Consider the following 25,598-nt stretch of genomic DNA (forward strand, 5'->3'; position numbering starts at 1 on the left):
GGAGAATACGATGCGTCACCGTAAAGCAGGTCGCAAGCTTAACCGCACTTCGCCGCACCGGCGCGCGATGTTCCGCAACATGACCGCCAGCCTGATCGAGCACGAGCTCATCAAGACCACGCTGCCCAAGGCCAAGGAATTGCGCCGCGTTGCCGAGCCGCTGATTACCCTGGCAAAGGAAGACAACGTTTCCGCCCGCAGGTTGGCTTTCAATCGCTTGCGTGACCGCGACGCAGTGGGCAAGCTTTTCGCCGAACTGGGTCCGCGGTATCGCGAACGGCCGGGCGGGTACCTGCGCATTCTCAAGTGCGGGTTTCGCGCCGGCGACAACGCCCCGATGGCGTACGTGGAGTTGGTTGATCGGCCGGATGCACCCGGAGCCGAGCCCGCGGAATAATTTCCGGTTCAGACCGGAGGTTCAGGAAGCCCGGCCCTGCTGCCGGGCTTTTTTTCGCCCGGATTATCGCTGTGGGCTACAATGACGTCCCGCGACTGTCGAAGCCGCGGCCGTGCACCACCTCGCCGGGATCCGGATGCGCCGTACCATCATTCTAATCGCCGCCTTGTCCATCATCCTGCTCGGTCTGTGGGGCACTGCGGTGATCTATTTCGATGAGGATCGGCTCAAAGCCATCGTCTCGGACCGACTCAGCGAGCAGGTCGGCCGGCGGGTCGAAATCGTGGGAGAGCTGCGCTTTCGCCTGTTTCCGAGCGCGCGCGTGGTGGCCAACGGTCTGGTGATTTACGCGCCGGAGGGTGCGCCCGGCCCGGCAACCCTTCGCGCGGATCGGGTGGTCATGGCGCTGCGCCTGGCCCCCCTGCTTCGTGGCGAGCTTTCTCCGGGGCAGATGCAGTTGAGCGGGGCGGTCATCAGCCTTGCTGCCAGCGAGGAGGACGGTGACGAGGACCCGGATCCGCTGGAGGCGATCCGGTCCAGCGCCAGGCTTTTGTCGGGACGTAGTGTCCGTTTGCAGGACGTTACGGTGACGCGGCCATCGTCCCACGGGGAGGGCAGGGACAGCGTTGCCATCGACTTCGTGGAGCTGGAGCGTTTCAGCCTTGACCGGCCCGTTGCCTTTCGTTTCCGCGGAGATCTCGGTGAGCCGGCTGTTCTCGAGGCGGTGGAGGTCAATGGCTACCTGATGGTGCCCGCATCGCCGGATTCCGCCGTACGGCTTCGCGACATGCAGTTACAGGGTCGATTGCCGGGTCGTGAGACGACGATCGGCCTCGAGGGCGATGTGACCACGCGGAGCGACGAGCCCTTTCGCCTGATTCTCTCCGGTGGACGTCTGCGCGTCGGGGCGCAGGAGTTCGACCTGTCGTTCAACTATCAGGCCGGGGATCCTCCCGCTGTGGATCTGTTGTTTTCCGGCGTGTCGCTGGACGGCGAAGTCGCTGCCCGATTTCTGACCCAGCACCTGGGTGCGGATTCCGCAGGCCTGCTGGCGGTGGCGGCCCGGCGCGTGGATCTTCGCGCCCAGGCCCAGTTCGATCGCCTGCGCATGGGTCCGCTGGCGTTTTCCAGTACTCGCGTGGATCTCCGATCGCGGGATGGCGGTCTGGCGATCAATCTCTCCGCGGCTTTCCCCGGGGGCATGGTGGATGCCAACGGCCTCGTCGGCGCCGCAGTCCCGGGCTCCCTGGCGATCGACGTCAGCCTGGCGGAATTGTCCCAGTTGTTCGACGCCCTTGATCTGCCGGCGGTCGCCGGTGGCAGCGGCGAGGCCCGTCTTGTGCTTCACTGGCCGGACCCGGCCGGACGGGGTTTTCTGCTCGAAGGCGAGGCGGATCTGTGGCAGGGCTTCTGGCGCTTTCTCGGCGACGACGAGCAGCCGGTGCGGCGGACCTTCGATCGCTTCAACGCTGATCTGCGCATCACCCCCGGTTTCCTCGAGTTGCCGGCCTTCGTCGTCCAGGGCAGCGATCTCGCCGGTGCCGGCTGGGCCGCCGTTGAACTGGACAGCGGGCAGGTCGGCGGTGAGTTTCTTGCCGCGGGGCTGCCCGCAATCCACTTCGGATTGTCCGGTACGGTTGCGCGACCCCGGCTGGTACCGACCGATCCGGGCGAGGCCGATGCCGAGCCCGAACAGCAGGATTCGCAGCGGGCCGAAACCCGGCAATGAACCCGGATCGAGAGCGTCTTGTCGGGCTGGCTGCCGCGCTGGGAGCTTTCTGCATCTGGGGCCTGGCGCCGTTGTACTTCAAGTTGCTCGGTCACGTGGGCGCCGACGAAATCATCGCCCATCGCGTGGTCTGGTCAATGGTCTTCCTCGGCCTGGTTCTGGGGCTCCGGTCGAGGCGGCGATTCCGGGTGGCGATTCGCGTGCGGCCGCGCGTGCTCGTCGCCCTTGCCATCAGCGCCGTACTCATCGCCACCAACTGGCTGGTCTTCGTTTACGCCATCAACACCGAACGCGTGCTCTCCACGAGCCTGGGCTACTTCATCAACCCGCTGGTCAATGTTCTGCTCGGCATGCTGATCTTTCGCGAGCGTCTCGGCACCCTGCAGGCCGTTGCCGTGGTGCTTGCATTCATCGGAACCGCCTGGATGACCCTGAGATTGGGCCAGTTGCCGTGGATCGCGCTGGTGCTGGCCTTCAGCTTCGCGCTCTATGGCGTGGTCCGAAAGAAAACCGATGTCGGACCGATCGTGGGGCTGTTCTGGGAAACCCTGCTCATGACGCCGCTGGCGCTTTTGTGGTTGCTGTGGCTGGATCTGGGTGACGCGCTGGCGTTCGCGCCTTCCGAGCCGTCTCAGGCGGCATTGCTTGCCGGCACCGGCCTGGTCACGCTGCTGCCGCTGGTCTTCTTCGCGACCGCCGTGCGACGCCTCAATCTGAGTACCATAGGGCTCATGCAATATCTGGCGCCCAGCATGACCTTCCTACTGGCCGTCTTTCTGTTCGACGAGCCCTTTACGCCGGACCACGCCGTGACCTTCGCCTGCGTCTGGACGGCCCTGATTCTGTTCTCGGTCGCCAGCTGGCGATCATACCGGCAGGCGCGCGTCACCTTGCAGGAAGCATCATGAGCGACTCCGAAGCCATCCAGCGCCCGGCCAGTCGCAGTCTGGGTTCCTTGCGTGCGCTCCGGCCCTATATCGCGCGCTATCGCCTGCAGATCGGCCTGGCCCTGCTGTTCCTGGTGATTTCGGCCGCTGGCGCCCTGTCGATTCCGGCGGCCGTGGGCCAGGTGATCGATCGCGGCTTCATGGCCGAGGATATCGCCAACATCAACCGCTGGTTCTGGCTGTTGTTTGCGGCCGCGGCGATGATGGCCGTCGGCGGCGGTTTGCGTTTCTACTGGGTCAGCTGGCTGGGCCAGCGCGTCGTGGCGGATATTCGACAAGCGGTCTACGGGCGCGTGCTGTCGATGAGCCCCGAGTTCTTCGGCACCACGCGCACCGGTGAAGTGCTCTCACGGCTCAATACCGATACCACCCTGGTCGAAACGCTCGTGGGCTCGACCGTATCCTTCGGTGTGCGCAATTTGCTGATGCTGGCGGCCAGTTCGATTGCCCTGGCGGTGACCGCACCGTCGCTTGCTGGTGTGATTGCGCTGCTGATCGTCCTGATCATCGTGCCGGTCGTTCTGCTTGGGCGCTGGGTGCGGCGGCTGTCGCGCAGCGCCCAGGACCGTGTGGCCGATTTCAGTGCCCGCGGCGACGAGACGATCAACGCCGTCCAGACCGTCCAGACCTTTGCCCAGGAGGCGCGCGAGCGAGCGCGTTTCGACGAGTCGGTCGAGTCGGCCTTCGTGGCCGCGCGCGACCGGATTCGCGCCAGCACGCTTCTGATCGTTCTGGTCATCATGATGACCTTCGGCGCGATCACCTTCGTGCTCTGGCTCGGTGCGCGATCGGTCCTCAGCGGCGAGATGACGCCCGGCCAGCTCGGTCAGTTCGTTCTGTATGCCGCCATAGCCGCCGGCTCGACGGCGAGCCTGAGCGAGATCTGGAGTCAACTCCAGCGCGCCGCCGGCGCGATGGAGCGCCTGGCAGAGCTGCTCGAGGCCCATCCCACCATCATCAGCCCCGAAAACCCCTGCGGTCTGCCGGAAGGGCCGCTGGCGGTCGCTTTCGAAGATGTGGCCTTCGCATACCCGTCGAGGCCGGATGAGCCGGTGCTGCGCGGGTTGAGCTTCGATGTCCGGGCGGGTGAAACCGTCGCCATCGTCGGTCCGTCCGGCGCCGGCAAATCGACCCTGTTCCAGTTGCTGCTGCGTTTCTACGATACCGACACCGGCCGCGTGAGCCTGGGCGGGATCGATGTTCGAAACCTGGATCTTTGCGAGCTGCGACAACGCCTGGGCGTGGTGCCGCAGGACGTGGTGATGTTCTCCGGCAGCGCGGCCGACAACATCGCTTACGGGCAGCCCGATGCGAGCCCTGGGCAGGTGGAACGCGCCGCCCATAGCGCCCACGCCGACGAGTTCGTGGAGCGCTGGCCCGAGCGCTACGACACGTTCCTGGGCGAACGCGGGATTCGCCTCTCCGGCGGCCAGCGCCAGCGCATCGCCATTGCCCGTGCGCTGATCAAGCAGCCCCCGCTGCTGCTGCTCGACGAGGCAACCGCCAGCCTGGATGCCGAGAGCGAGCGCCTGGTCCAGGAGGCGCTCAACGACATCAGCAACGACCGGACGGTACTCGTCATTGCCCACCGCCTGGCCACCGTACGGCGCGCCGATCGCATCGTGGTGCTCGATCGGGGCAGCGTGGTCGCCCAGGGCAGCCACGACACCCTGGTTGCCGAGAGCCCGCTCTACGCTCGCCTGGCGAGACTGCAGTTCCTGGCAGACGAGGGGACCGAGCCATCGTCCCGCTGACTGGAGCCTCGCATGGACGCTTACAGTGACCAGTACCGGAACTTCTGGCCGCCTACGGAAGCCTCGGCCATCAGCCCGCCCCGGGCAAGGTTGAACACCGCCACGCCGCGTTCGTAGCTGGTCGTTGCAGCGCGCCCCTCGGTGGCGGCCACGGCCGTCGCCTGGGCGGAAAACTCGAAGCTTTCACGCTGGAAGCGCCGCAGCGCGGCTTCGTCGCGGAAGAAGATCAGCTGGCTGTACGACTGGGCGCCGATCTGCGGGCCGATGGTGGCCTGGGAGACCGTCGCCCGGCCGACCGGTTTGCCCTGCTCGAAAACAATGCCGCGCCCGAAGCCGCCGCCGATCCAGAATCCGCCCTTGCCGATATTGGGGAACACCGCATAGCCGTGCGCCTGGTCGAGCCAGCGCTGAAGCGCGGGGTCACGGTCGATAAAACTGGCCAGTGCCGAGCGCGACTCGCTGACCAGGGCGTCGTCTGACGGCGTGGATGCGCAGCCGGCCAGCAGTCCAAGCAGCAGCATCACGGAGATCAAGGGCGTGGTCTTGGGGGCGTTGACTGACATGATTCTCTCCGGTAACGAGTAGGGCCGGCGCAAGCCGGCATTTCGGTGATTCGACGCTTTCGTAGTATAGTTGGTTCACCGGCGGGTTCGGCCGCGTGCAAGGCGCGCCGCGACCCCGCCCGGAAGGGAGGGTGTCAATGAAGCTTACGGGTAGCTACGCACTCAAGGTCGCCTTGATCTATGCGGCCGCCGGGGCGCTGTGGATCTTCCTTTCCGATTCCGCCGTGCAACACCTCGCCGGCGACCGGGCGCTTCTGACCACCTTTCAGACCTACAAGGGCTGGTTGTTCGTGCTGGCCAGTTCCGTGCTGGTGTTCTGGCTCAGCTGGCGCGCGCTCGGCGATCAGGCCGGCCTGATTCGGGAGCTGCGCCAGACCTCCGTGGTTTTCGAGCGAACCCACGAAGGGGTGGTTCTCACCGACCGTCGCAAGCGCATTGTATCGGCCAACCCCGCTTTCGAGCGCATGAGTGGCGTCGAGCAGGATCGCCTGATCGGGCGGGACCTGGCCACGCTCCATTCTTCGCGCCACGACGCGGGGTTCTTTGCCGATCTCGAGCGCTCGGTCGAGACACGCGGCTACTGGACCGGCGAAATCTGGAACCGCAGCGCCGATGGCGCCGAACGTCCGTTTCTGGCCACGGTGACCAATGTCGGCGCAGACCGCGGCGGCAACGAGCAATATGCCTGGATTTTTACCGACGTCAGCGAGCTCAAGGAGGCCCAGAAACGTCTCGAGCAGCTGGCCTATTACGATGCGCTGACCGGCCTGCCCAACCGCCTCATGCTGCAGGACCGCCTGCGACGCATGCTGGCCGGCGCAAGCGAGGGCGAACAGCGCATCACCGTGCTCTACATCGATCTTGATCATTTCCGCAACGTCAACGATAGTTTCGGTCACCCCATCGGCGACGACATGCTGGTCATGGTGGCGCGCCGGCTTCGCGGCGGCTTACCTGCGGATGCCGGCCTGGCGCATATGGGGGGCGATGAATTCGTCATATACCTGACCGGCCCGCACGCACCCGAGCAGGCGGCCGCCTGCGCCAGCCGAACGCTCGAAGCGATGGCCGAGCCCTTCGTCCTGGCCAACCGCAGCGAGGTCTACGTGAGCGCCAGCGTCGGTATCTGCGTGTATCCCGATGACGCGCAGTCCGTGACCGAGCTGCTGCAGTTCGCCAACGCCGCCATGTACCAGGCCAAGCGGCGCGGCCGCAATACCTGGCAGCACTTCAACGATTCGATGGTGCGTTCGGCGAGCAAACGCCTGCAGCTGGACGCACGCCTTCGTCATGCGCTGGATGCACAGGAGTTCGAGCTCCATTTTCAGCCGATCGTCGCCGCCGCGCCGCAGTACCACGTTTGCGGTGTCGAAGCGCTCGTGCGCTGGCGCTCTCTGGACGGTCGACTGATCATGCCGACAGAGTTCATCCGCGCCACCGAGGAGAGCGGCTTGATCGTGCCGCTCGGCGACTGGGTGCTCGAGCAGGCCTGCGTGCAGGCTGCCCGCTGGGCCGAGCAGGGCATCGAGGACTTGCCCGTGTCGGTCAACCTGTCGGCGCGCCAGTTCCAGACCGGGCGCATGGTGGAAACCGTCGAACAGGTGCTGGAGCGAACCGGGCTCGCGCCCGGTCTGCTGACGCTCGAGATCACCGAGTCGATGCTGATGGAGCAGATCCAGGCAGGACAGGACGCGCTTCAGAAGCTGCGCGCCCTGGGCGTACACATCTCGCTCGACGATTTCGGCACCGGTTACTCATCCCTGTCCTACGTCAAGGAGTTCGACCTCGATACCCTCAAGATCGACCGCTCGTTCATCATGGATCTGGCCGGGCGCGACTCCGATCGCGACCTGGTCGCGGCCATCATCAGCATGGCGCGTTGCTTGCGGCTGAAGGTCGTCGCCGAAGGCGTGGAGCGTCTGGACCAGCTCGACATCCTCACGCAGATGGAATGCGACTGCTTCCAGGGGCATTTCTTCAGCCGCGCCCTGCCGGCCGGTGAAGTGCCCGCAATCGTCGATGCGCTGTCCCGGATCAGGCCGGATGCGCAATCATCTGGGCAGTGACGGCAACGAAATGGCAGACGCTCCCGGCCAGGACGAAAAGATGCCAGATGGCGTGCGCGTAGGGAATGCGTTCGGCGTGGTAGAACACGGTTCCGGCGGTGTAGAGCACCCCACCGAGCACCAGCCAGAGCATGGCGGTCGGAGTCAGAACCTGGCTGAGCGGCGCGAGCGCGACCACGACCAGCCAGCCCATGCCGACATAGGTGGCCGTCGAAAGGGCATGGAATCGCCCGGTAAAGAACACCTTGAAGATCACGCCGGCGACGGCCAGGCCCCAGATCGTGCCGAACAGGGACCAGCCCCAGCCGCCCCGCAGCGCGGCGATCGTGAACGGGGTGTAGGTGCCGGCGATCAGCAGGAAGATGGCGCAGTGGTCGAGAACCTTCAGCCGCGCTTTCCACAGCGGATGGCGAGCGGCGTGATAAAGCGTCGAGGCGGTATAGAGCAGGGTCAGCGAGGCGACGAAGACCGACACGCTGACCACTTCCCGCGCCCCGGCGAAAATGACGGCCAGCGTGATCAACACGGCGCCGGCACCGACGCTGAGAATCGCGCCGAGCCCGTGCGTGAGCGCGTTGAGCAGTTCTTCCCGGTGATGATCGCTCTTCATCAGGCTCATGCGGCCGAATATAGGCCGGGGCTGCCCGCACTGCAAGCCGGATGCTGTGCGTGGCGGGCTCGGGATGGGGTAGGATTGACGGTTCGCGAACCTCCTGCAGGATACCCATGAAAGACCTGATGCGCCCACTCACGCTTTGCCTCGTACTTTCCATCCTTGCCTCTTGCGGCGGAGCGGATGCGCCCGGCCTCGAATCGAGTGACGGGCAAGCACAGCAGGTCGCGCCCGACGCTGCCGGTGCCGATGCCGTCGAACCGGACGGCGCCAGCGCGGAAGCGTTCGATGCCTTCGTTCAGTCGCTGATCGACGAGATGCTGCGGCGCTCCCCGGAATGGGCGATCTACGAAGGACGCTACGAGAACGCCGGTGAGGTGACCATTCCCGATGCAGAGCACCGCGAGCAGGAGCTCGAGTTCATCGAGCGCTCGCTCGACCGGCTCGGGGAATTCGATCGAGACGCCTTGCCCGTCGACCGGCAGACCGACCACGATCTGCTGGTCAACCGCCTCGAGTCTGCCCGTTTCTATACCGAGACCTTGCGCAACTGGGAATGGCAGCCGTCCCGCTACAACGTCGCAGGCCCCCTGAGTATCCTGCTCAACACCGAGTTCGCCCCCTTGCCGGAGCGCCTGGCACTGATTCGCGACCGGCTCGAACAGGTGCCCGCGTACTACCAGGCGGCACGCGAAAGCCTGGGCACGCCGACGCTGGAACACACCGAGCTGGCCGTAAGCCAGAATCGCGGCGGCTTGAGCGTGCTGGCCGACATCCGCGACAGCGCCGCCGAAGCGGAGCTGGACCCGGACCTGTCGGCGTCGCTTTCGGAAGCCCTCGCCGGCGCTGAAATCGCCGTCAACGACTGGGTCGGCTGGCTCGAGACGCGACAGGCCCAACTCGAGGCCTCGGGCGAGGCACGTTCGTTCCGCCTGGGTGAAGCGCTTTACGAGCGGAAGTTCGCGCACGACATCCAGGCCGACTTTACGGCGGCCGAGCTCTATCAGCGCGCGCTGTCGGAGAAGGAGCGCCTTCTCGAGGAGATGGACGACTACACCGAGCAACTGTGGCCGAAGTACTTTGCCGATGAGGCAATGCCCGAGGATCGTCTCGCGCGCATCGGCCGAATGATCGATCGGCTCTCCGAGGAGCATGTTGCAGTCGAGGATTTCGTCGACGAAATTCGACGGCAGATGCCCGAGCTGGCCGAGTTCGTGCGCGAGAAGGACCTGCTCGACCAGGATCCGGACAAACCGCTGGTGGTTCGCGAAACACCCGAGTACATGCGCGGCACCGGCGCCATCGCCTCGGTCAGCGCCCCCGGGCCGTTCAACCCCGACGCGGACACCTACTACAACGTCACCCCGCTGGAGACCTACGGCGAGGAGCTGGCGGCCAGCTACCTGCGCGAGTACAACGACTGGATGCTGCAGATCCTCAACATACACGAGGGTATTCCGGGCCACTACACGCAGCTGTTGCACGCCAACAAGTCGCCCAGCCTGGTCAAGAGCCTGTTCGGCAACGGCGCGATGGTCGAGGGCTGGGCGGTTTATGCCGAGCGCATGATGCTGGAAGCCGGCTGGGGTGACGACGAGCCCGAACTCTGGCTGATGCACGGCAAGTGGCTGCTGCGCGTGACGCACAACGCGATTCTGGACTATGCCGTACATGTCCGCGGCATGGAGCGGGACGAGGCGGTCGGCATGATGCGCGAGGAGGCCTTCCAGGAGAACTCCGAGGCCACCCAGAAGTGGCGCCGGCTGACGCTCAGCCAGGTCCAGTTGACTTCCTACTATGCCGGCTATGCCGCGATCTACGAGTTGCGCGAGCGGCTGAAGGACGAGAAGGGCGAGGCGTTCGACCTCAAGGCCTTTCACAACGAGTTTCTGAGCTACGGTTCGGCGCCGGTCGATACGATTGCCGATCTGATGACCGAAGCGGACTGATCGCAAGCTGCCCCGGGGTTCCGGGGACGGGAGGGGAAAACATGTCGAGCCTGGACGCCTACACGCTGGCAGTCGTGTCGGCTCTTGCCGCCTTTTTCATGGCGGTTACCATGGCCGGTATCTATCTGGCGGGCAACCGCGAACGCGCGATTGCCGACTGGGCGCTGGCGGGATTGCTCTTCAGCGCCGGCCATGTCATGGGCAACCTGGCCATGGCCGGCAGCAATCTCCTGGAAACCCGGGTGATCATCGCCATGGGCAATACCAGCATCCTGGTCGCCTATGGATTGATCCTGCTGGGGGTCCAGCAGCACCTGGGGCTTCGCCGGTCCTCGACGGTCGTTCTCGCGCTGGCCCTGGCCGCACTGGCAGGCGGTCTGTGGTGGCCGGGCATGTATGCCAACACGGGGCTGCGGGTCATGCTCTTTGCGCTGGTCTACCTGCTCCTGGGGATTGTCAGCGCCGTGCTGCTGTGGCGAGCCGGCAACCGGATGCTGGCCAGTTATCGCCGGGCGGTGGCGCTGGTCATCCTGGGCAACGCGATACTCATGCTGGTGCGCGCGTTCTACATCCTGCTCGGCCACGGTGAGTCCACCGGCGCCGGTGCCGTCAATGTCATGGTGCCGGCATTCCTGTCGTCCATGCTTTTCTACATGGCGCTCAACGTGGCCCTGGCCCTGATGCTCTTCCGGCGCAAGGAAGAGCATCTGCGCTACATGGCCCGGCACGACGCCCTGACCGGTCTGTTGAACCGCTACTCGCTCGATGAGTACGCAGCAAGGGAGGTCGCCCGCGTCGAGCGCGGTGAGCATGATCTGTCGATCGTGGTCCTCGACCTGGACGACTTCAAGCAGGTCAACGATCAGCACGGCCACGCCGCCGGTGACCAGGTGCTGGTTCAGGCGGCCAGCCGCGTGCGCGAGATCATTCGCGAAGCCGACATCGCGTTTCGGGTTGGTGGCGAGGAGTTCCTGGTCCTGTTGCCCGGTGCAAGCACGGCGGTCGCGAAGCAGGTGGCCGAGCGCCTCCGGCGTGCCCTGGTGGACGTGCCCTTCGAGTGCCTGGGTCGGACGATGACCGTCTCGACCAGTGTCGGCGTGGTGACCTTCGATCCACTCGTTGACGACTGGGAGCGCTTGCTCAGACGGGCCGACCAGGCCCTCTACCGGGCGAAGGCCAACGGACGTGACCGGGTTGAAATCGCCCCGCCACACGAGCCACTCGACGGCATCGCCTGAGTTTTCAGCCCGAGGGCGATCTCCTTCAATGGTGTTCGATCAGGGAGCGCAGCAGCTCGGTCTTTTCGGCCAGCAGCCGCTCGTCGGCGCGTGTTTCCACGTTCAGGCGGATCACCGGCTCGGTATTCGACGCGCGCAGGTTGAATCGCCAGCGCTCGAACGACAGGCTGATGCCGTCGGTCCGGTCGATGCTCGGTTGGTCGGACTCGAAATGCCGCAGAACGCGATCGAGGACGGTTTCGGTGTCCTCGACGGTGAAGTTGATCTCGCCGCTGCAGGGAAAGGCGCGAATACGCTCGTCCACCAGTTCGGCCAGCGACTTGCCGGTTGCATGAATTCGTTCGAGCAGGAGCAGCCAGGGAATCATGCCCGAATCACAGTAGCTGAAGTCCCGGAAGTAGTGATGTGCGGACATCTCGCCGCCGTAGAGGGCGTTCTCGGAACGCATGCGCTCTTTGATGAAGGCGTGGCCGCTCTTGTTGACCAGCGCGTCACCGCCGGCATCGGCCACTTCGGCGAGCGTGTTCCAGGTCAGTCGAGGATCGAGAACGATCTTCTCACCCGGTGATCTTTCAAGCAGCTGCCGCGCGAACAGGCCAACGAGGTAGTAACCCTCGACGAACCGCCCGGTGTTGTCGAAGAAAAAGCAGCGGTCGAAATCACCGTCCCAGGCGACGCCCAGGTCAGCGCCGGCCTCGATGACCGCCCGCGAGGTTTCCTCGCGATTTTCGGGCAGCAGGGGATTGGGAACGCCGTTGGGGAATGTCCCGTCGGGCTCGTGATGGATGCGGGTCACCTCCAGCGGCAGGCCTTCGGCAATGGCGTCGAACGCCGGTCCGGCACAGCCGTTGCCGGCATTGACGACGATCTTCGTGGGACCGATGCGGTCGCTGTCGACGAAGGCGCGCGCACGGCGAACATAGCCGTCGAACACCGCCAGGTGCTGATGCTGGCCGGGATCGTCGACCGTCACCGGCTCCATGCCAGCGGCAAGCAGCGCCTCCATTTCCTTCAGGCCGGTGTCGGCACTGATCGGGATGGCTTGCTCGCGAACCATCTTCATGCCGTTGTAGTCGGCCGGGTTATGGCTGGCGGTGATCATGATGCCGCCGCCCATGCCCTCGAGAGACGCGGCGTGGTAGACCAGCTCGGTGCCGCACAGGCCGATGTCGCGCGTGTCGACGCCGGCCCGGTTGAGTCCGCGCGCCAGGGCGGCTGCCAGGGACTGGCTGGACAAGCGCATGTCGAAACCGATGGCGACCGGGCCCTGCGGCTGCACGACTCGTGCAAAGGCCTGTCCGATCAGGAAGCTGCGCTCCTCGTCGAGCTGGTCGGGAACGCGCCCGCGGATGTCGTACGCCTTGAACGGTGAGTTGGAAAGTTTCTGCATAACGCCTCTGCCGTAAAACTCGGCTGAAATCGTACACGATGTTGGTTTCAGGATTCAGATTTCCGACCACCGGCCACCGACCACAGACTTGCGCGCGGGACGCCGGGCGCTAGAATGGACGCAACCCGGCTCGCCTAAGGAGGTGGCCATGCTGACCCGATCTTTCCACTTCACGGATGCCGATGGACGGCCGCGGTCCTACCGTGACCGCAAGCGCGTGCTCTGGCTGCTCTCGGTTGTCTATCCGCTGTCGCCGGTCATTGCCGTTGCGTTGCATGCGACGACCGGCAGCGAGTGGATGCTGGCCCTGCCTATCCTGTTCACCTACGGCCTGGTGCCGCTGCTCGATGTTCTCGTGGGCGAGGATCGCAGCAATCCGCCCGAGCAGACGGTCGCAGAGCTGGAGGGCGATCGCTATTACCGGGTTCTCACCTGGTTGACCGTGCCGCTGCACGTTGTCGCCTTGATCGTGGCGGTGGCATGGGCCTCTACCCAGGGCCTGAGTCCCATCGGCTGGTTGAGCCTGGCGGTGGTGGCCGGCCTGGCTTCCGGGCTGGCGGTCAATACGGCCCACGAGATGGGGCACAAGCACACCGCGGTCGAGCAATGGCTGAGTCGGCTGGCCCTGGCCGTTCCCGGCTACGGGCATTTCACGGTGGAGCACAACTTCGGTCACCACAAGCATGTGGCCACGCCGGAAGACTGTGCCAGCGCGCGCATGAACGAATCGATCTATCGTTTCGCGCTGCGCGAAATGCCGGGCGGGCTGCTGCGTGCCTGGCGAATCGAGCGCCGACGCCTCGCGCGACGTGGTCGTGCTGTTTGGGGCCCGCACAACACCATTCTCCAGTCCTGGCTGATGACCCTGTTGCTGCAGGGCACGCTGGTGGTCTGTTTCGGCTGGCTGGCGCTGGCTTTCCTGTTGATCCACAACCTTGTGGCCTGGTTCCAGCTGACCAGCGCCAATTACGTCGAGCACTACGGCCTGTTGCGCGGCAAGACCGAAAGCGGGGACTACGAGCGCTGCCGACCGCATCATTCCTGGAACAGCAATCACGTCTTTTCCAACCTTTTGCTGTTCCATCTCGAGCGTCACGCCGACCACCACGCCAATCCCACGCGGCGCTATCAATCCCTGCGCCATTTCAAGGATCTGCCCGAGCTGCCGACCGGCTACTCCGGAATGTTCCTGCTCGCCTACTTCCCGCCGCTGTGGTTCCGGGTCATGAATCCCCGGCTGCTGGCCCTGCCGCACGTCGACGGCGACCTCGCGCGGGTCAACCGTTGAGCCTTGCAATGTTCCGCGAAGCTGTGCAGTTCCTGATCTACCTGCTGGAGGGGATCGGCATCCTGGTGATCGTGGCCGGCTTCCTGGTGGCGACGCTGATGTGGCTACGCCATCTGCTGGACCGCTCAATGCACCAGAACTACGTCGCCTATCGCCGCCAGAGCGTGCGCGGGCTCATCCTCGGCCTGGAGTTCCTGGTTGCCGCCGACATCATCAAGACCGTGGCTGTCGACTACACCCTGGACAGCGTACTGATGCTCGGCATGATCGTCCTCATCCGCAGTTTCCTGGTCTACACGCTGCACCTGGAAATGCGGAACCACGCTGACTAGTATTTGCTAGCGCCCCTCGACCCATGCGATCGCCGACTGAAGTAGTTCGCGACTGTTGGCGAGATCGAGCTTGCGTTTGATATTGGCGCAGTGGGTCTCCACGGTCTTGGTGCTCACGCAGAGTCTTTCGGCGATTTCCTGGTTGGTGTACAGAAGACCGAGCAGTTTGAAGACCTCCGACTCGCGCCGGGTCAGCAGCAGGTTTTTCGGTTGCAGGCTCCTGGGGATGGGACAGTCCTTGCAGGCCCCGGCGCCCAGGCCGCGCCGCTCGCAATCGACCATCAGGCTCAAGTAGTACTTCAGGCGCGATTCCGGTGCCCGGGCCGGGAAGAAGCCACAGGCATCCTGTTCTTTTACCGGCAGGGTGCTCCCGGCGTGCCGACGCTCGGAAACCATGATCAATTTGGGATTCTGTCGCCCCTGCGAAAGGCTGGGCACGATCTGGGGCGCCAACTCGACATCGAGGACCAGGATATCAATGCGGCCCCGCCTGACTGAGTCGAGGGCTTGTGCGGGCGACTGCATCTGAACATGAACGTCCTCACGCCTGATCTCTGTGAGTGCTTGTTGCAGTCCGCGCGCAAAGATCTCGCTGTTGATCAGGATCGATACCTGAATGGCGGAATCGTGCATGCTCCCCTTTCTTTTCCTGAATTAGAAAAGTTGCATATCATGGCATGCATCCCGCGGGGATGAAAATCAGGGGATCCCCGATAGACAGGCTTGCGTGAAGGCATCAATGATAGTCCCCGAACAGCAAAAGGGGTCTGCATCGCATGTTTGAGGAAGTGAGGCGGGGACGCTGTCGGAGGATACAAGCGCCCACTCTTGGGCCTTACGGGCCGCCCCCTGATCCGTTCGGCAGGGATGAGCGATTCGGTTCGGGGTTGCGGACACCTGCTTGCAACGCCGTTTGACGTGTCGAGGGGAAATCGGGGGATCGCCTATGCATTACTCAAGCAACAAAGACGTCGGAATGTGCGGCACGCAGCGTGCCGGTCGCGGAATGCCAAGTAACGTGGCCCGCTACGCTGCCAGCGATTGTCTGCTTGGGAGTCTTCGAAAAGCGCTGAAGCAACCGGGCGTGACCTGCCTCGAGATCCGGGATCAAGGGCGTATCTGGCTCGATCCGGACAGCGCTCGGTACGCTGCCGAAATCGATTCCCCGCCGGCGTTTTTCTCCATGCCCGAGGCCGCGCTGAAGCTGTCAAGTCGGCGGGCCTTGAACACGGACGGGCTGGTTCGACCGGTGGATGAGTTGCTCTATCAGTCGGCCTGGTACGGGCCGGAGAATGCACTGCTGGAAGACTGCCACCCCTTCGATGTCATCCAGCTTCGCTACTGGCCCAACTTCACCCGTCTGCCCCACACCCGCCACGTTCTGCTTTTGTCTTCACTGTTGTCGCGTCGCCCTACCAGTCTGACTTTCGCTTATCGGATGATGCGGATTCCGGAGGCCGATGCCCTGCGTTTCTACAGCGCGGTGACTGCGGCCGGCTATGTCCGGACGATCAGCGCGCAACCGAAAGCAGACGCAGGCGACGGCCTGTCTGAATCCGCGGAAGCGGCCCCAGCCGGGAGCTTCTGGTCGCGACTGTTCGATCGCATTTCGGGCTTGTAGTCATGGGAAGCCAGCTGCACAAGATTCTGTTTGCCGGACCAGTGGGCGCTGGCAAGACAACGGCGATCGCCGCAGTCAGTGACTCGCCGGTGATCCACACCGACGCGCGTGCCAGCGACGAGGTCGTCGAGCGCAAGCAGAGTACGACCGTGGCCATGGACTACGGCACCTTGCAGATCGACCCGAACCTCACCATCCAGCTGGTCGGCACGCCGGGTCAGGCGCGCTTTGATTTCATGTGGGAGATCCTCGCGCATGGCGCCATCGGCGTGGTTGTCCTGGTTGACAACGCGCGCCCGAACCCCCTCGAGGACATGGCTTTCTACCTCGAGGCATTCGGAGAGTTGCTCGAGCGCCGCGGTGCGGCCGCGGTGGTGGGTGTCACCCGTTGCGATATCGCCTCCCGGCCGGATCTGGCCGACTACCGCGAGGAGCTCGAGCGCCTCGGGCGGCGCTTGCCGGTTTTCGAGGTTGACGCGCGCGAGCGCGAGGACGTCAAGGTGGTTCTGCTGGCTCTGGCCGCCGAGCTCACTCCGGCGATACACCGGCGGCAACCGGCATGATGCCTGAGCTGCAGTCCAACGATCGCGGATCACCGGTGCTCTGGCTGCAGGGGTTCGGCGCCGGCTACGGCGAGCGCGTGGTGCTGGCCGAGATCGATCTCGAGATATCCGACAGCGGTCTGGTCGCCCTGATGGGACCGACCGGGGTTGGCAAGTCGACGCTGTTGCGCACGATCTGCGGCCTGGCTCAGCAGAACGCCAGTTTCAAGACCTGGGGCGAAATGCGCTACCGGGGTTTGATGCCAGGCGAGTCCGGCTGGCCGAGCCTGGTGGTCCAGGATGCCCGCCTGCTGGTCTCGACCGTCCAGGAGAACCTGGTTGGCGGACTGCCCGATCGCTCCAGTCTGACGCTTCCGGAGCAGCGAAAGGCGCTCGGGCTTGCCCTCGATCGCCTGGGCTGCAGCGAGCTGATGCAATGCCTCGAACAGCCGGTGGTCGATCGCACGCTGACCGACCAGCGCATGATCGCGATCCTGCGGCAGTGCCTGGGCGATCCGCCGGTGCTGTGCGTGGATGAACCCGCCGTGGGGCTGGATGGCTCGGGCGCGGAACGGGTTCTTGGCCTGCTGCGACGAATAGCCGACCAGCGGCCCGTGCTGATGGCGACGCACCACCAGGGCCAGGCGCGATCGCATGCCGATCGTGTCGTGCTGCTCGTCAGTGGACGCATCGGCGAGCAGGCGCCGGCGGCGAGCTTCTTTGCCGGACCGTCCAGCGACGCCGGTCGTGAGTTCATCCGCCTGGGTACCTGTTCCAGTCCCAGCCCCGACATTGCCTCCGACGTGCTCGATGACGAGACACCGCCGCCACCGCCGCTGCCTGATCAGGCCCGGTGCGCGATGAGCGCCTGGGCCGGTCCGCGCGGATTCGTTTGGCTCGAGCCGGGACGGCTCGCGGGTACACCCCGGCCCGGCGTTGTCAACGAGGTTGAGCAGGATCTCGACGCGCTCGTCCGCGTCGGTGTCACCCGGCTGCTGACGCTGCTGGAGGCTCCGCTCGACTGCGATGCCGAGCTGTCCCACCGCGGGATGCAGGCCATTCACGTGCCCGTCGACGATATGACCGCGCCGACCATTACCCAGGCGGTGACTTTCTGCCGCCAGATCTGGCGATGGCTGCAACAGGGCGAAGTGGTTGCCGTCCACTGCCACGCCGGGCACGGTCGCACGGGTACGGCGCTGGCCGCCTGGTGCGTCTGGCGGGGCATGTCGGCGGTCGATGCCATCGACAGCCTGCGCAGCATCGAGCGCCGCTGGATCCAGTCCCGCGAGCAGGTCGAGTTCCTCGAACGATTCGAAAGCTTCATGCAAGGGTCCGGACGCTCGCCGAATGGCTGCAGTCCGGGCCAGCGTGATTCGGTGTAAACCAGAAACCCAACCAACCATCAATGAGAGTACCCATGTCCGATTTCGATTCAGCCCTGCAGCAAGCCGTTCAGAGCATTCCCGAGTGTCTTGCCGCCGGCTACGTGGATCTCGATTCGGGGATGCTGATCGGCATCAAGACCGTTGATTCACACCCGGACGAGGTCATGGACATGTTGGCTGCCGCGACGGCGGAAATGTTCCAGGGGCCCAACGTTGTCGCCATCGAGCGCATCTTCAAGAAGGCCCGGGGCGTCGAGGATGACGGTTCACACTATTTCCAGGAAATGATCGTCAACAGCGACAACCTGATTCACTTTTTCATGCGGGCAAAGAGCTCCGCCGATCAGGTTGCCTGCTTTGTCTGTCGTCGCTCGGCCAACCTCGGCATGGTCGTCACCAAGGCGCGCCAGGCCATGGCGACGGTCGAGGCCGCGGCCTGAAGCGTTCGGGACGGGTGGTCGAGTCCGGCCCGGGCTTCCGGGCCGTCAGTCATTCAACTCGGGAGTTCTAGCATTGGATCACGGAGCTGCCAATCAGCCGACCCGGGTCGAGCATCCGAGCGCTACGCGAGTCCGCTCCATTCTGCGTGGACTCATGGGCTCGACCGGCGGCAGCGTCGATGCCGCGGCCGCGATTACCGGTGACGGCATGGTCATCGCCTCGGTGCTGCAGGAAGGCGTCGACGCCGATCGCTTCGCCGCCATGTCCGCTTCGCTGCTGGCCCTGGCTGAACGCGAAATCGACGAGATTCAGCGCGGGCGTCTCCGGCAGCTGCTGATCGAAGGCACCGAAGGCGCCGTGCTGCTGGTACAGGCCGGGACTGACGCGGTCCTCGCCGTTTCGGCCGAGCCGGGGGCGCTCATGGGCAAGGTGTTCCTGGATGCGCGTCGGGCCGCCACCGCGCTCCAGGACTGTCTGGCTTCGGCAAAGTGAGGCACAGCACGCAGGTCCGCTATCGGCAGCAGTCGGTCGAAGTTCGTACCGGCGAAACCCTGCTGTCGGCATTGCTGCGCCAGGGGCTCCCGGTGCGCTATTCATGTCGGGCAGGCGCCTGTCATACCTGTCTGATGCGGGCGACGAAGGGCCGGCCGCCGGAAGATGCCTGCAGGGGGCTGCCGTCAGCCCAGGTCGAGCAGGGCTACTTTCTGCCCTGCCTATGCCGGCCGACCGAGCCGCTCGAGGTCGAGCAGCCCTCGCTGCCGCGGCGGGCGACCCGCTGCGAGGTCCTCGGGGCCGACATGGTCGCGCCCGACGTCATCGAGGTCTTGCCGCCGACTGGAGACGCGACCGACGGGGGGCGCGAGCGGCGGGCGCCGCCCCGGGATCCCGAGCTCTGGCGCAGGCTGGGCAATGGCCGTGTGCTGCGCGAAGTGCTACGCGATTTCTACGATATCGCCTTCGAGGATGAGCATCTCGGCCCGTACTTCCAGGACGTGACCCGCCAGCGACTGCGCGAGAAACAGTACTCGTTTCTTCGTAGCCTGATGCTGGGAACGCGGGACTACATGGGCCAGCGTCCGCGCAATGCCCACCACTGGATGGTGATTCCGGGCTGGTTGTTCGACTATCGGCTGGAATTGATGGAACAGTGCATGCGTGATCACGGCCTGACCGAACCCTGGGTCGGGCGCTGGCACGCACTGGAAGACTTTTTTCGCGGCGATATCGTCAAGCAGGCCCCCTGGCCGCGCCGCATCGGGGAAAGCGATGTTCTCCTCGACGGGCTCGAGGAGGCTGTGCTCGAGGATGGCGGCTGTTGTGATGGTTGCGAGCGGATCATAGAGCGGGGCGAGCTTGTCAGTTTTCAGCTGCGCGAAGGAAGTCTCTACTGCGGTGATTGCAGGCGGCTTTCCTCGAAGGCCGTGGCGCTCGGTCGTCCGCGTGATGGCGATGCAAATGGGTGACTTCGGGCTGCTCCAGGGCGTTCCCCAGCGCAGCTGGCAGGCCCTGATGCAGATCGATTCGGTGGCTTTCGTCCACGTGGACCTGGATGGCCGCATCCGGCATGCCAACGCCGGCGTATCGCGCATTTTCGGCTACCCGCCCGGGCAGCTGATCGGGCAATCGATCGAGGTGCTGTTGCCCGGGGCGCTGAGAGAGCGGCACGCGGGGTACCTGTCCGACTACATCAGGCGTCGCGCTGCCGGGCGGGTCCGGGCTTCGCCGATCGTGCGCCAGACCCGGCATTTTCCACGCGAGCTGCGGTCGCCGGATGGCGAGTTCCTGCGATTCTCGGCCGTCGCTTCGGACGGGCGGGCGGTCCCCATCACACTGACTGTCAATGAAGTTCACGCCGCATCGGGCGAGCTCGCCGGCTTCGTCGGGATGATGGTTGATTGCTCGGATGAATACGCCTTGCAGGAGCGTGTTCGTCACCAGGCGCTGCATGACGAGGCCACCGGCCTGCTCAACTGGCGCGGGCTTCACGATGCGGTGGTCAGGCTCGACCGCAACAATCGGCAGGCCCGTCGCGACGACGGGCATACTTTGCTGAACATCGACATCGATCACTTCTCCGCGCTTGCTTTCGAGTGCAAGGCCGTGGCTGATCATGCCATCGTCCTGACCGCTCGCTGGCTGCGCGATCGGGTCGAAGGCTGGGGTCCGGCGCGGCGGGGGCTGGTGGCGCGACATTTCAGCGCCACGGAGTTCCTGGTCCACCTGGCCGAGATGAGCCATGAAGGTGCAAGCGAGCTCGCCGAGGCCCTGAGGGCGGATTTCTGCAGCCTCAATCTCGGTACCGACATCAATCCCTTTTACACGACGCTCAGCATTGGCGTGGCGCGAGCGGATGCCGGCATGACGCTCGACTACCTGCTCGCCCGGGCCGTCAACGCCTGTCATATCGCCCGGGTGCGCGGACACGATCGCGTCATCGTGGCTGCTGAACAGGATTCGCAAGTCTACGCGCTGGGTCACGAGATCCGGCATGCGATGCGGGCCGGACGCATCGATGTGCATGCTCAGCGACTCGTTCCGCTGAGCCGGCTACACGAGGGCGAAGAATCGCCGAGGCTGCATTTCGAGGTGTTGTGTCGCCTGCGGGACCGCAGGGGTGAGCGGATCGATCCGGGGCGGGTTTTCCTGGCGGCCGAGAAGCTCGGCCTGGCGGTCGCGCTGGATCTGCACATGATCGGCCGGGTGCTCGGTACGCTGGACCGTCACCGCACTTGCACGGCGGCGTTAGCGCAATGCTCGATCAACCTGTCGGGCATTACCCTCTCGAGTGAGTCCGCCTTCGCCGAGATCAGAAGGCTCATCCGAGTCCACGGAACCGATCCCGGGAAGCTGTGTTTCGAGATCACCGAAAGCTCTCGCATTTGCGACCGGCAAGTGGCCTTGTGCAACGTGCGACAGTTGCGGGCGATGGGCTGCCGCATCGCGCTCGACGATTTCGGCAGCGGCTACTCCAACTATCAGAGCCTGATTCAGTGGCCGATCGACGTCATCAAGATCGATGGCAGCTACGTTAGCCGGATACTCGAGGCAGGCGCGCTCAAAACCGATATCGAGGGCATGATCGCTTCGGCCAAGGCCCGGGGAATCGAAATCGTCGCCGAATACGTCGAAACGGAGTCAGTGACTCGCGCACTTCAACAGATGGGGGTCGACTTCGCCCAGGGTTATCGTTTTCATCGAGCCGAGCCGATCGAGCGGCTGCTGCGCCGTCTGGATACTTGTGCCAACGGTCCGGGTTGATCGATGGTCAGGTGCCAACGATTGCTTCATGCCGCGCAGGGCGCGGCATGAAGGCGACTCCGGCTGGTGCGTTTCAGAAGCGCAGCCCGATTGCGGTCGAGAATACCCAGGGGTCGATGTCGGCCTTGATGCGGCTGGCCAGGTCGACTTCGAAGCCGTCGCCGTCGATCGTTGTCGAGCGCAGTTCCGCGTCGGCCTCGATGTCGATCCAGCGCAGGTCGAAGTTGACGAACCAGGCGTCGTTGAGCGCGACGTCGGCACCCAGCTGCAGCGCGATACCGAAGGAGTCGTCGATCGACATGTCGGTGCTTCCACCGGCGTAGTCGGTGCCGAGCGCGGCGTTGGACGTGCCGATGATGCCCTGGTGCAGGGCTTCGGTCGTCTGCTCGTCGAAGAACTTGGTGTAGTTCAGGCCCACGCCGGCGTAAGGTCGGAATGTCTGGTCGGGGCGGAAGTGATACTGCAGGCTCAGGGTGGGCGGCAGGTGCTTGGTGCTGCCGAGCTTGCCCAGACCCGCCAGGGCGCCGTCGCCTTTGACGCTGTGGCTGAACGGCCAGGCGGCGAGCAGCTCCACGCCCAGGCGATCACTGGCCATGTAGGTGAAGTTCACCACGGGCCGGATGTCTTCGTCGACATCGATCTGGTAGGTGTCGAGCTCGATGCCCTCGAACACGAGGTTCTGGCTGTCGACGTCGGGCGAGACGTAGCCGAGCCCGAGCCGGACCAGCCAGTCGCCCTGCGACTGCGCCATGGCGTCAAGGGAAAACAGGGCCAGTGCGGCCACGATCAGGGTTTTCTTGTGGTTCATTCTGGTGCCTCCATCGGCGGTTAGGGGTCTGTGACGAAGCGCAGTCTATGCTCGGTCGGCCGGTGCGAAATTGACTGGCATCAACTTTGCGAGAATCCCCGCTGGCGGCTGGCGTGGACGAGTTGGTGATACCATTGCAGCGCTGCCCAATCCGGAATTTTCGCCCCATGTTCGACAAGACTTTCACCATTGCCGGGTTCGATGAGGAACTGACTTCCGCGATGCGTTCGGAAGAGCGCCGCCAGGAGGAACACATCGAGCTGATTGCCTCGGAAAACTACGCCAGCCCGCGCGTGATGGAAGCCCAGGGCTCGGTGATGACCAACAAGTACGCCGAGGGCTACCCGGGCAAGCGCTACTACGGTGGATGCGAGTTCGTCGATATCGCCGAAAACCTCGCCATCGAGCGCGTCAAGAAGCTGTTTGGCGCCGGCTACGCCAACGTCCAGCCGCACTCGGGTTCGCAGGCCAACCAGGCCGTCTACCTGGCCCTGCTCGAGCCGGGCGATACGATCCTCGGCATGGACCTGTCCGAGGGTGGGCACCTGACCCACGGCGCCAAGGTCAACTTTTCCGGCAAGCTGTTCAATGCCGTCCACTACGGCCTGGACCGCCAGACGGGCGAGATCGACTATGCGCAGATGGCCGAGCTGGCGCGCGAGCACAAGCCGAAGATGCTCATCGGTGGCTTTTCGGCTTACTCGCGCGTGGTCGACTGGGCGAAGATGCGACAGATCGCCGACGAGGTCGGTGCCTGGTTCATGGTCGATATGGCGCATGTCGCCGGACTGATCGCCGCCGGTGTTTATCCCAACCCGGTACCGCATGCCCATGTCGTGACGTCCACGACCCACAAGACCCTGCGCGGTCCCCGCGGCGGCATCATCCTGGCGGCCGGCGATGACGAGAAGCTGGTCAAGAAGTTTCAGTCACTGGTGTTCCCCGGCTGCCAGGGCGGGCCGCTGATGCACGTCATCGCCGCCAAGGCGGTGGCTTTCAAGGAAGCGCTCGAACCGGGCTTCAAGGGCTACCAGCAACAGGTCGTCGATAACGCGCGCGCGATGGCCGAGGTCATCATCGAGCGGGGTTACAAGGTCGTTTCCGGCGGCACCGACAACCACCTGTTCCTGATCGACCTGATCGACGCCGATATCACCGGCAAGGACGCCGAGGCTGCCCTGGGCCGGGCCAACATCACGGTCAACAAGAACACCGTGCCGGGCGAGCCGCGCTCGCCCTTCGTCACCTCCGGCCTGCGGATCGGAACCCCGGCGTGCACCACGCGCGGGTTCACCGAGGACGACAGCCGCGAGCTGGCCGGCCTGATCTGCGACATCCTTGACAACATGGGGGATGAGGCCGTGGAGTCGCGGGTGAAGGAGGCGGCGCTGAAGCTGTGTCGGAAGTATCCGGTTTATGGTTAACCGAGGTTTCAGGTTTCAGGTTTCAGGTTTCAGGCGGCAGCTGCGGGCATTGCGGGGCGGCCTGGCCGCGGAAGCAACGTGCCGGTCTGAAACTCATGACTCCCCAAGCTCGAGCAGCATTCAGGCCACGAAAGAACTAGCCATTCGGTTTGCAACGCGGGTTCGCGGCGCAGCCGCCCCGCATCGCTTAGCGGCCGCCGCCCTGAAACCTGAACCCTTAAACCTGAAACCTTCTTAACCTCCATGTGGTGCCCCTTCTGCAATCACACCGATACCCGCGTGGTCGACTCGCGGCTGGCTTCCGACGGTTTCCAGATCCGCCGGCGTCGTGAGTGTGCCGCTTGCGGGGCGCGTTTCAATACGCTCGAGACCCCGGCGCTCAAGGCGCCCAACGTGATCAAGTCCGACGGTTCGCGCGAGGCATTCGACGAAGACAAGCTCAGGCGCGGCATGCTCAAGGCGCTGGAGAAGCGGCCGGTCGAGACCCAGCTGGTCGAGCGCGCCATTCGCAAGCTGGTGCGGGAGGTGCGCACGCTCGAGGAATCCGAGATTTCGAGCCAGCAGCTGGGCGACTGGGTCGCCGCCGAGCTGTCCCGGCTCGACAAGGTCGCCTACGTTCGTTTCGCCTCGGTCTACCGTCGCTTCGAGGACGTCCAGGCTTTCCGCGAGGAAATCGAGAAGCTCGAACGCGACAACCCGGGCATCATCGATCGCCGCCAGATTCCGCTGCTGGATGAAGACGAGCGATGATGGTGTGCTTGCGGATTGGATAATGTCTTTCACCGCCGACGATCACGGATTCATGGCCGAAGCGCTCCGTCTCGCCGAGAAGGGGCGGTTGACGGCCGATCCGAATCCGGCGGTCGGCTGCGTGATCGTCAGCGAGGGCGTGGTCGTTGGACGCGGCTGGCATCGGGTCGCCGGCGAGCCGCATGCCGAAACCCTGGCCCTGCAGGAAGCCGGGGCGCGTGCGCGCGGGGCCACCGCCTACATCACGCTCGAGCCCTGCAGTCATCACGGCCGCACGCCGCCCTGTGCCCGTGCCCTGGTCGAGGCCGGCGTGACCGCCGTGATTTCGGCCATGCCCGATCCCGACCCGCGGGTGGCCGGCAGCGGCCACGACCTGCTGGCCCGCGCCGGCGTCATCGTGCGCACGGGGCTGATGGAGTCGGTTGCGAGCGAACTCAATCGCGGCTTTGTCAGCCGGCATCAACGCGGCCGCCCCTGGGTTCGCGTCAAGCTGGCCACCAGCCTGGACGGCTTCACTGCCGGCCCGGACGGTCGCTCGCAGTGGATTACCGGGGAGTCGGCGCGGGCCGATGTGCAGCAGTGGCGGGCGCGGGCTTCGTGCATTCTCACCGGCATCGGTACCGTCCTGGCCGACGACCCGCGGTTGAACGTTCGCCTGAGCGGTTTCGATCGCCCGCTGCTGCGCCTGGTGGTGGATTCGAGGGCGCGCCTGCCCGACGGCCTGCGCCTGGCCAGCCTGCCCGGTCCGCTGGTCGTTGCTACCTGCGCCGAGCCGCGCGCGGTCGAGGGCGTGACCTGGTGGCAGCTGCCGCCGGACCTGTCGGGTCGCGTCAGTCTGCCGGCGCTGATGGGGCGCCTGGCCGAGCGTGATATCAATACCGTTCATGTCGAGGCCGGGCCGACTCTCTCCGGCGCCCTGGTCGCCTCCGGGCTGGCCGATGAACTCCTGATCTACCAGGCGTCCTGCCTGATCGGCCGCGGGCGGCCGCTGCTCGAACTGCCGGGGATGGAAAAATTCGATGATCGCCTCCACCTTGACCTGATCGACGAGCGCCGGCTCGGCCCGGACCGTCGATTTCTCTACCGTCGGACCTCCTGAG

The 25,598-nt window shown here is 64.9% G+C and carries 24 protein-coding genes; 19 read left to right on the forward strand and 5 right to left on the reverse strand.

What is annotated here, in order from left to right:
* The first annotated feature begins 10 nt into the window (after positions 1-10).
* The 4 genes from rplQ to ACDC67_RS00670 all read left to right on the forward strand — a co-directional run bounded on the left by rplQ (position 11) and on the right by ACDC67_RS00670 (position 4,827).
* Positions 11-397: a 50S ribosomal protein L17 gene (gene rplQ, locus ACDC67_RS00655; protein ID WP_376689905.1), complete on the forward strand. Its 387-nt coding sequence runs from the start codon at positions 11-13 to the stop codon at positions 395-397.
* Positions 398-533: 136 nt separating this feature from the next.
* The gene (locus tag ACDC67_RS00660) at positions 534-2,126 is read left to right on the forward strand and encodes an AsmA family protein (protein WP_376689906.1); all 1,593 of its coding nucleotides are present in this window, start codon (positions 534-536) and stop codon (positions 2,124-2,126) included.
* Complete coding sequence (gene rarD, locus ACDC67_RS00665; RefSeq protein ID WP_376689907.1) at positions 2,123-3,034, forward strand: EamA family transporter RarD; 912 nt, start codon at positions 2,123-2,125, stop codon at positions 3,032-3,034. Before ACDC67_RS00660 ends, rarD begins: the two co-directional genes overlap by 4 nt.
* A complete protein-coding gene (locus tag ACDC67_RS00670; protein WP_376689908.1) occupies positions 3,031-4,827 on the forward strand; it encodes an ABC transporter transmembrane domain-containing protein in 1,797 nt (598 codons plus the stop codon). Before rarD ends, ACDC67_RS00670 begins: the two co-directional genes overlap by 4 nt.
* A 20-nt stretch (positions 4,828-4,847) precedes the next feature.
* On the opposite strand, the gene ACDC67_RS00675 is transcribed toward ACDC67_RS00670, so the two are convergent.
* Positions 4,848-5,390, reverse strand: coding sequence for a lipid-binding SYLF domain-containing protein (locus ACDC67_RS00675; RefSeq protein ID WP_376689909.1), 543 nt, complete (start codon positions 5,388-5,390; stop codon positions 4,848-4,850).
* A gap of 137 nt (positions 5,391-5,527) precedes the next feature.
* On the opposite strand from ACDC67_RS00675, the gene ACDC67_RS00680 reads away from it, so the two are divergent.
* Positions 5,528-7,456, forward strand: a complete 1,929-nt coding sequence (locus ACDC67_RS00680) for a putative bifunctional diguanylate cyclase/phosphodiesterase (RefSeq protein ID WP_376689910.1) — start codon at positions 5,528-5,530, stop codon at positions 7,454-7,456.
* Here ACDC67_RS00680 and trhA read toward each other — a convergent pair.
* Positions 7,425-8,075 carry a PAQR family membrane homeostasis protein TrhA gene (gene trhA / locus ACDC67_RS00685; protein ID WP_376689911.1) on the reverse strand — a complete coding sequence of 217 codons (651 nt, stop codon included), beginning with the start codon at positions 8,073-8,075 and terminating at the stop codon, positions 7,425-7,427. The two genes, ACDC67_RS00680 and trhA, sit on opposite strands and share 32 nt — an antisense overlap.
* Positions 8,076-8,182: 107 nt before the next feature.
* Between trhA and ACDC67_RS00690 the strand changes: the two genes are divergently transcribed.
* Positions 8,183-10,018, forward strand: coding sequence for a DUF885 domain-containing protein (locus tag ACDC67_RS00690; RefSeq protein WP_376689912.1), 1,836 nt, complete (start codon positions 8,183-8,185; stop codon positions 10,016-10,018).
* Positions 10,019-10,059: 41 nt separating this feature from the next.
* On the forward strand, positions 10,060-11,256 hold the full coding sequence (locus ACDC67_RS00695; RefSeq protein WP_376689913.1) for a GGDEF domain-containing protein: 1,197 nt from the start codon (positions 10,060-10,062) through the stop codon (positions 11,254-11,256).
* Positions 11,257-11,281: 25 nt separating this feature from the next.
* On the opposite strand, the gene ACDC67_RS00700 is transcribed toward ACDC67_RS00695, so the two are convergent.
* Positions 11,282-12,646: a phosphohexomutase domain-containing protein gene (locus ACDC67_RS00700; protein WP_376689914.1), complete on the reverse strand. Its 1,365-nt coding sequence runs from the start codon at positions 12,644-12,646 to the stop codon at positions 11,282-11,284.
* 148 nt (positions 12,647-12,794) lie between these two features.
* Here ACDC67_RS00700 and ACDC67_RS00705 point away from each other — a divergent pair, with 148 nt between their 5' ends.
* Both ACDC67_RS00705 and ACDC67_RS00710 read left to right on the forward strand, forming a co-directional pair.
* Positions 12,795-13,934, forward strand: coding sequence for an alkane 1-monooxygenase (locus tag ACDC67_RS00705; RefSeq protein WP_376689915.1), 1,140 nt, complete (start codon positions 12,795-12,797; stop codon positions 13,932-13,934).
* Between the two features lie 8 nt (positions 13,935-13,942).
* Complete coding sequence (locus ACDC67_RS00710; RefSeq protein ID WP_376689916.1) at positions 13,943-14,266, forward strand: DUF1622 domain-containing protein; 324 nt, start codon at positions 13,943-13,945, stop codon at positions 14,264-14,266.
* A gap of 6 nt (positions 14,267-14,272) precedes the next feature.
* On the opposite strand, the gene ACDC67_RS00715 is transcribed toward ACDC67_RS00710, so the two are convergent.
* Complete coding sequence (locus ACDC67_RS00715) at positions 14,273-14,899, reverse strand: response regulator transcription factor (protein WP_376689917.1); 627 nt, start codon at positions 14,897-14,899, stop codon at positions 14,273-14,275.
* A 385-nt stretch (positions 14,900-15,284) separates the two neighbouring features.
* Here ACDC67_RS00715 and ACDC67_RS00720 point away from each other — a divergent pair, with 385 nt between their 5' ends.
* From ACDC67_RS00720 to ACDC67_RS00750, 7 genes are all read left to right on the forward strand, one after another.
* Positions 15,285-15,887, forward strand: coding sequence for a hypothetical protein (locus ACDC67_RS00720; protein ID WP_376689918.1), 603 nt, complete (start codon positions 15,285-15,287; stop codon positions 15,885-15,887).
* Positions 15,888-15,889: 2 nt separating this feature from the next.
* A complete protein-coding gene (locus ACDC67_RS00725) occupies positions 15,890-16,450 on the forward strand; it encodes a GTP-binding protein (RefSeq protein ID WP_376689919.1) in 561 nt (186 codons plus the stop codon).
* Complete coding sequence (locus ACDC67_RS00730) at positions 16,447-17,814, forward strand: phosphatase domain-containing putative toxin (RefSeq protein WP_376689920.1); 1,368 nt, start codon at positions 16,447-16,449, stop codon at positions 17,812-17,814. The genes ACDC67_RS00725 and ACDC67_RS00730 overlap by 4 nt, the downstream gene beginning before the upstream one ends.
* Before the next feature lie 35 nt (positions 17,815-17,849).
* Positions 17,850-18,257: a hypothetical protein gene (locus ACDC67_RS00735; RefSeq protein ID WP_376689921.1), complete on the forward strand. Its 408-nt coding sequence runs from the start codon at positions 17,850-17,852 to the stop codon at positions 18,255-18,257.
* 154 nt (positions 18,258-18,411) lie between these two features.
* Entirely contained in the window at positions 18,412-18,750 is a 339-nt protein-coding gene (locus tag ACDC67_RS00740) for a roadblock/LC7 domain-containing protein (protein ID WP_376689922.1), read from the forward strand.
* Positions 18,747-19,721, forward strand: a complete 975-nt coding sequence (locus ACDC67_RS00745) for a 2Fe-2S iron-sulfur cluster-binding protein (protein WP_376689923.1) — start codon at positions 18,747-18,749, stop codon at positions 19,719-19,721. Before ACDC67_RS00740 ends, ACDC67_RS00745 begins: the two co-directional genes overlap by 4 nt.
* On the forward strand, positions 19,714-21,516 hold the full coding sequence (locus ACDC67_RS00750; RefSeq protein WP_376689924.1) for an EAL domain-containing protein: 1,803 nt from the start codon (positions 19,714-19,716) through the stop codon (positions 21,514-21,516). The genes ACDC67_RS00745 and ACDC67_RS00750 overlap by 8 nt, the downstream gene beginning before the upstream one ends.
* A gap of 73 nt (positions 21,517-21,589) precedes the next feature.
* Here ACDC67_RS00750 and ACDC67_RS00755 read toward each other — a convergent pair whose 3' ends face one another.
* Positions 21,590-22,324 carry an OmpW/AlkL family protein gene (locus tag ACDC67_RS00755; RefSeq protein ID WP_376689925.1) on the reverse strand — a complete coding sequence of 245 codons (735 nt, stop codon included), beginning with the start codon at positions 22,322-22,324 and terminating at the stop codon, positions 21,590-21,592.
* A gap of 167 nt (positions 22,325-22,491) precedes the next feature.
* Between ACDC67_RS00755 and glyA the strand changes: the two genes are divergently transcribed.
* From glyA to ribD, 3 genes are all read left to right on the forward strand, one after another.
* Entirely contained in the window at positions 22,492-23,748 is a 1,257-nt protein-coding gene (gene glyA, locus ACDC67_RS00760; RefSeq protein WP_376689926.1) for a serine hydroxymethyltransferase, read from the forward strand.
* Positions 23,749-23,991: 243 nt separating this feature from the next.
* Positions 23,992-24,498, forward strand: coding sequence for a transcriptional regulator NrdR (gene nrdR, locus ACDC67_RS00765; RefSeq protein WP_376689927.1), 507 nt, complete (start codon positions 23,992-23,994; stop codon positions 24,496-24,498).
* A gap of 22 nt (positions 24,499-24,520) precedes the next feature.
* Positions 24,521-25,597 (forward strand): bifunctional diaminohydroxyphosphoribosylaminopyrimidine deaminase/5-amino-6-(5-phosphoribosylamino)uracil reductase RibD, encoded by a 1,077-nt coding sequence (gene ribD / locus ACDC67_RS00770; protein ID WP_376689928.1) that lies wholly within the window; start codon positions 24,521-24,523, stop codon positions 25,595-25,597.
* Position 25,598: the final 1 nt, after the last annotated feature.

Origin of the sequence: Wenzhouxiangella indolica, from assembly GCF_042310355.1 — a bacterium.
Taxonomy (GTDB): Bacteria; Pseudomonadota; Gammaproteobacteria; order Xanthomonadales; family Wenzhouxiangellaceae; genus Wenzhouxiangella.

Bases quoted from the DNA above. Each gene is read 5' to 3' on its own strand.
- ACDC67_RS00735 (WP_376689921.1), top strand. From the start codon at position 17,850: ATGTCCGATTTCGATTCAGCCCTGCAGCAAGCCGTTCAGAGCATTCCC.
- ACDC67_RS00690 (WP_376689912.1), top strand. From the start codon at position 8,183: ATGAAAGACCTGATGCGCCCACTCACGCTTTGCCTCGTACTTTCCATC.
- ACDC67_RS00700 (WP_376689914.1), bottom strand. From the start codon at position 12,646: ATGCAGAAACTTTCCAACTCACCGTTCAAGGCGTACGACATCCGCGGG.
- ACDC67_RS00660 (WP_376689906.1), top strand. From the start codon at position 534: ATGCGCCGTACCATCATTCTAATCGCCGCCTTGTCCATCATCCTGCTC.
- ACDC67_RS00705 (WP_376689915.1), top strand. From the start codon at position 12,795: ATGCTGACCCGATCTTTCCACTTCACGGATGCCGATGGACGGCCGCGG.
- glyA (WP_376689926.1), top strand. From the start codon at position 22,492: ATGTTCGACAAGACTTTCACCATTGCCGGGTTCGATGAGGAACTGACT.
- ACDC67_RS00670 (WP_376689908.1), top strand. From the start codon at position 3,031: ATGAGCGACTCCGAAGCCATCCAGCGCCCGGCCAGTCGCAGTCTGGGT.
- ACDC67_RS00725 (WP_376689919.1), top strand. From the start codon at position 15,890: ATGGGAAGCCAGCTGCACAAGATTCTGTTTGCCGGACCAGTGGGCGCT.
- ACDC67_RS00740 (WP_376689922.1), top strand. From the start codon at position 18,412: ATGGGCTCGACCGGCGGCAGCGTCGATGCCGCGGCCGCGATTACCGGT.
- trhA (WP_376689911.1), bottom strand. From the start codon at position 8,075: ATGAGCCTGATGAAGAGCGATCATCACCGGGAAGAACTGCTCAACGCG.
- ACDC67_RS00680 (WP_376689910.1), top strand. From the start codon at position 5,528: ATGAAGCTTACGGGTAGCTACGCACTCAAGGTCGCCTTGATCTATGCG.
- ACDC67_RS00695 (WP_376689913.1), top strand. From the start codon at position 10,060: ATGTCGAGCCTGGACGCCTACACGCTGGCAGTCGTGTCGGCTCTTGCC.
- rarD (WP_376689907.1), top strand. From the start codon at position 2,123: ATGAACCCGGATCGAGAGCGTCTTGTCGGGCTGGCTGCCGCGCTGGGA.
- ACDC67_RS00750 (WP_376689924.1), top strand. From the start codon at position 19,714: ATGGGTGACTTCGGGCTGCTCCAGGGCGTTCCCCAGCGCAGCTGGCAG.
- ACDC67_RS00730 (WP_376689920.1), top strand. From the start codon at position 16,447: ATGATGCCTGAGCTGCAGTCCAACGATCGCGGATCACCGGTGCTCTGG.
- ACDC67_RS00715 (WP_376689917.1), bottom strand. From the start codon at position 14,899: ATGCACGATTCCGCCATTCAGGTATCGATCCTGATCAACAGCGAGATC.
- ACDC67_RS00710 (WP_376689916.1), top strand. From the start codon at position 13,943: ATGTTCCGCGAAGCTGTGCAGTTCCTGATCTACCTGCTGGAGGGGATC.
- rplQ (WP_376689905.1), top strand. From the start codon at position 11: ATGCGTCACCGTAAAGCAGGTCGCAAGCTTAACCGCACTTCGCCGCAC.
- ACDC67_RS00755 (WP_376689925.1), bottom strand. From the start codon at position 22,324: ATGAACCACAAGAAAACCCTGATCGTGGCCGCACTGGCCCTGTTTTCC.
- ACDC67_RS00675 (WP_376689909.1), bottom strand. From the start codon at position 5,390: ATGTCAGTCAACGCCCCCAAGACCACGCCCTTGATCTCCGTGATGCTG.
- nrdR (WP_376689927.1), top strand. From the start codon at position 23,992: ATGTGGTGCCCCTTCTGCAATCACACCGATACCCGCGTGGTCGACTCG.
- ribD (WP_376689928.1), top strand. From the start codon at position 24,521: ATGTCTTTCACCGCCGACGATCACGGATTCATGGCCGAAGCGCTCCGT.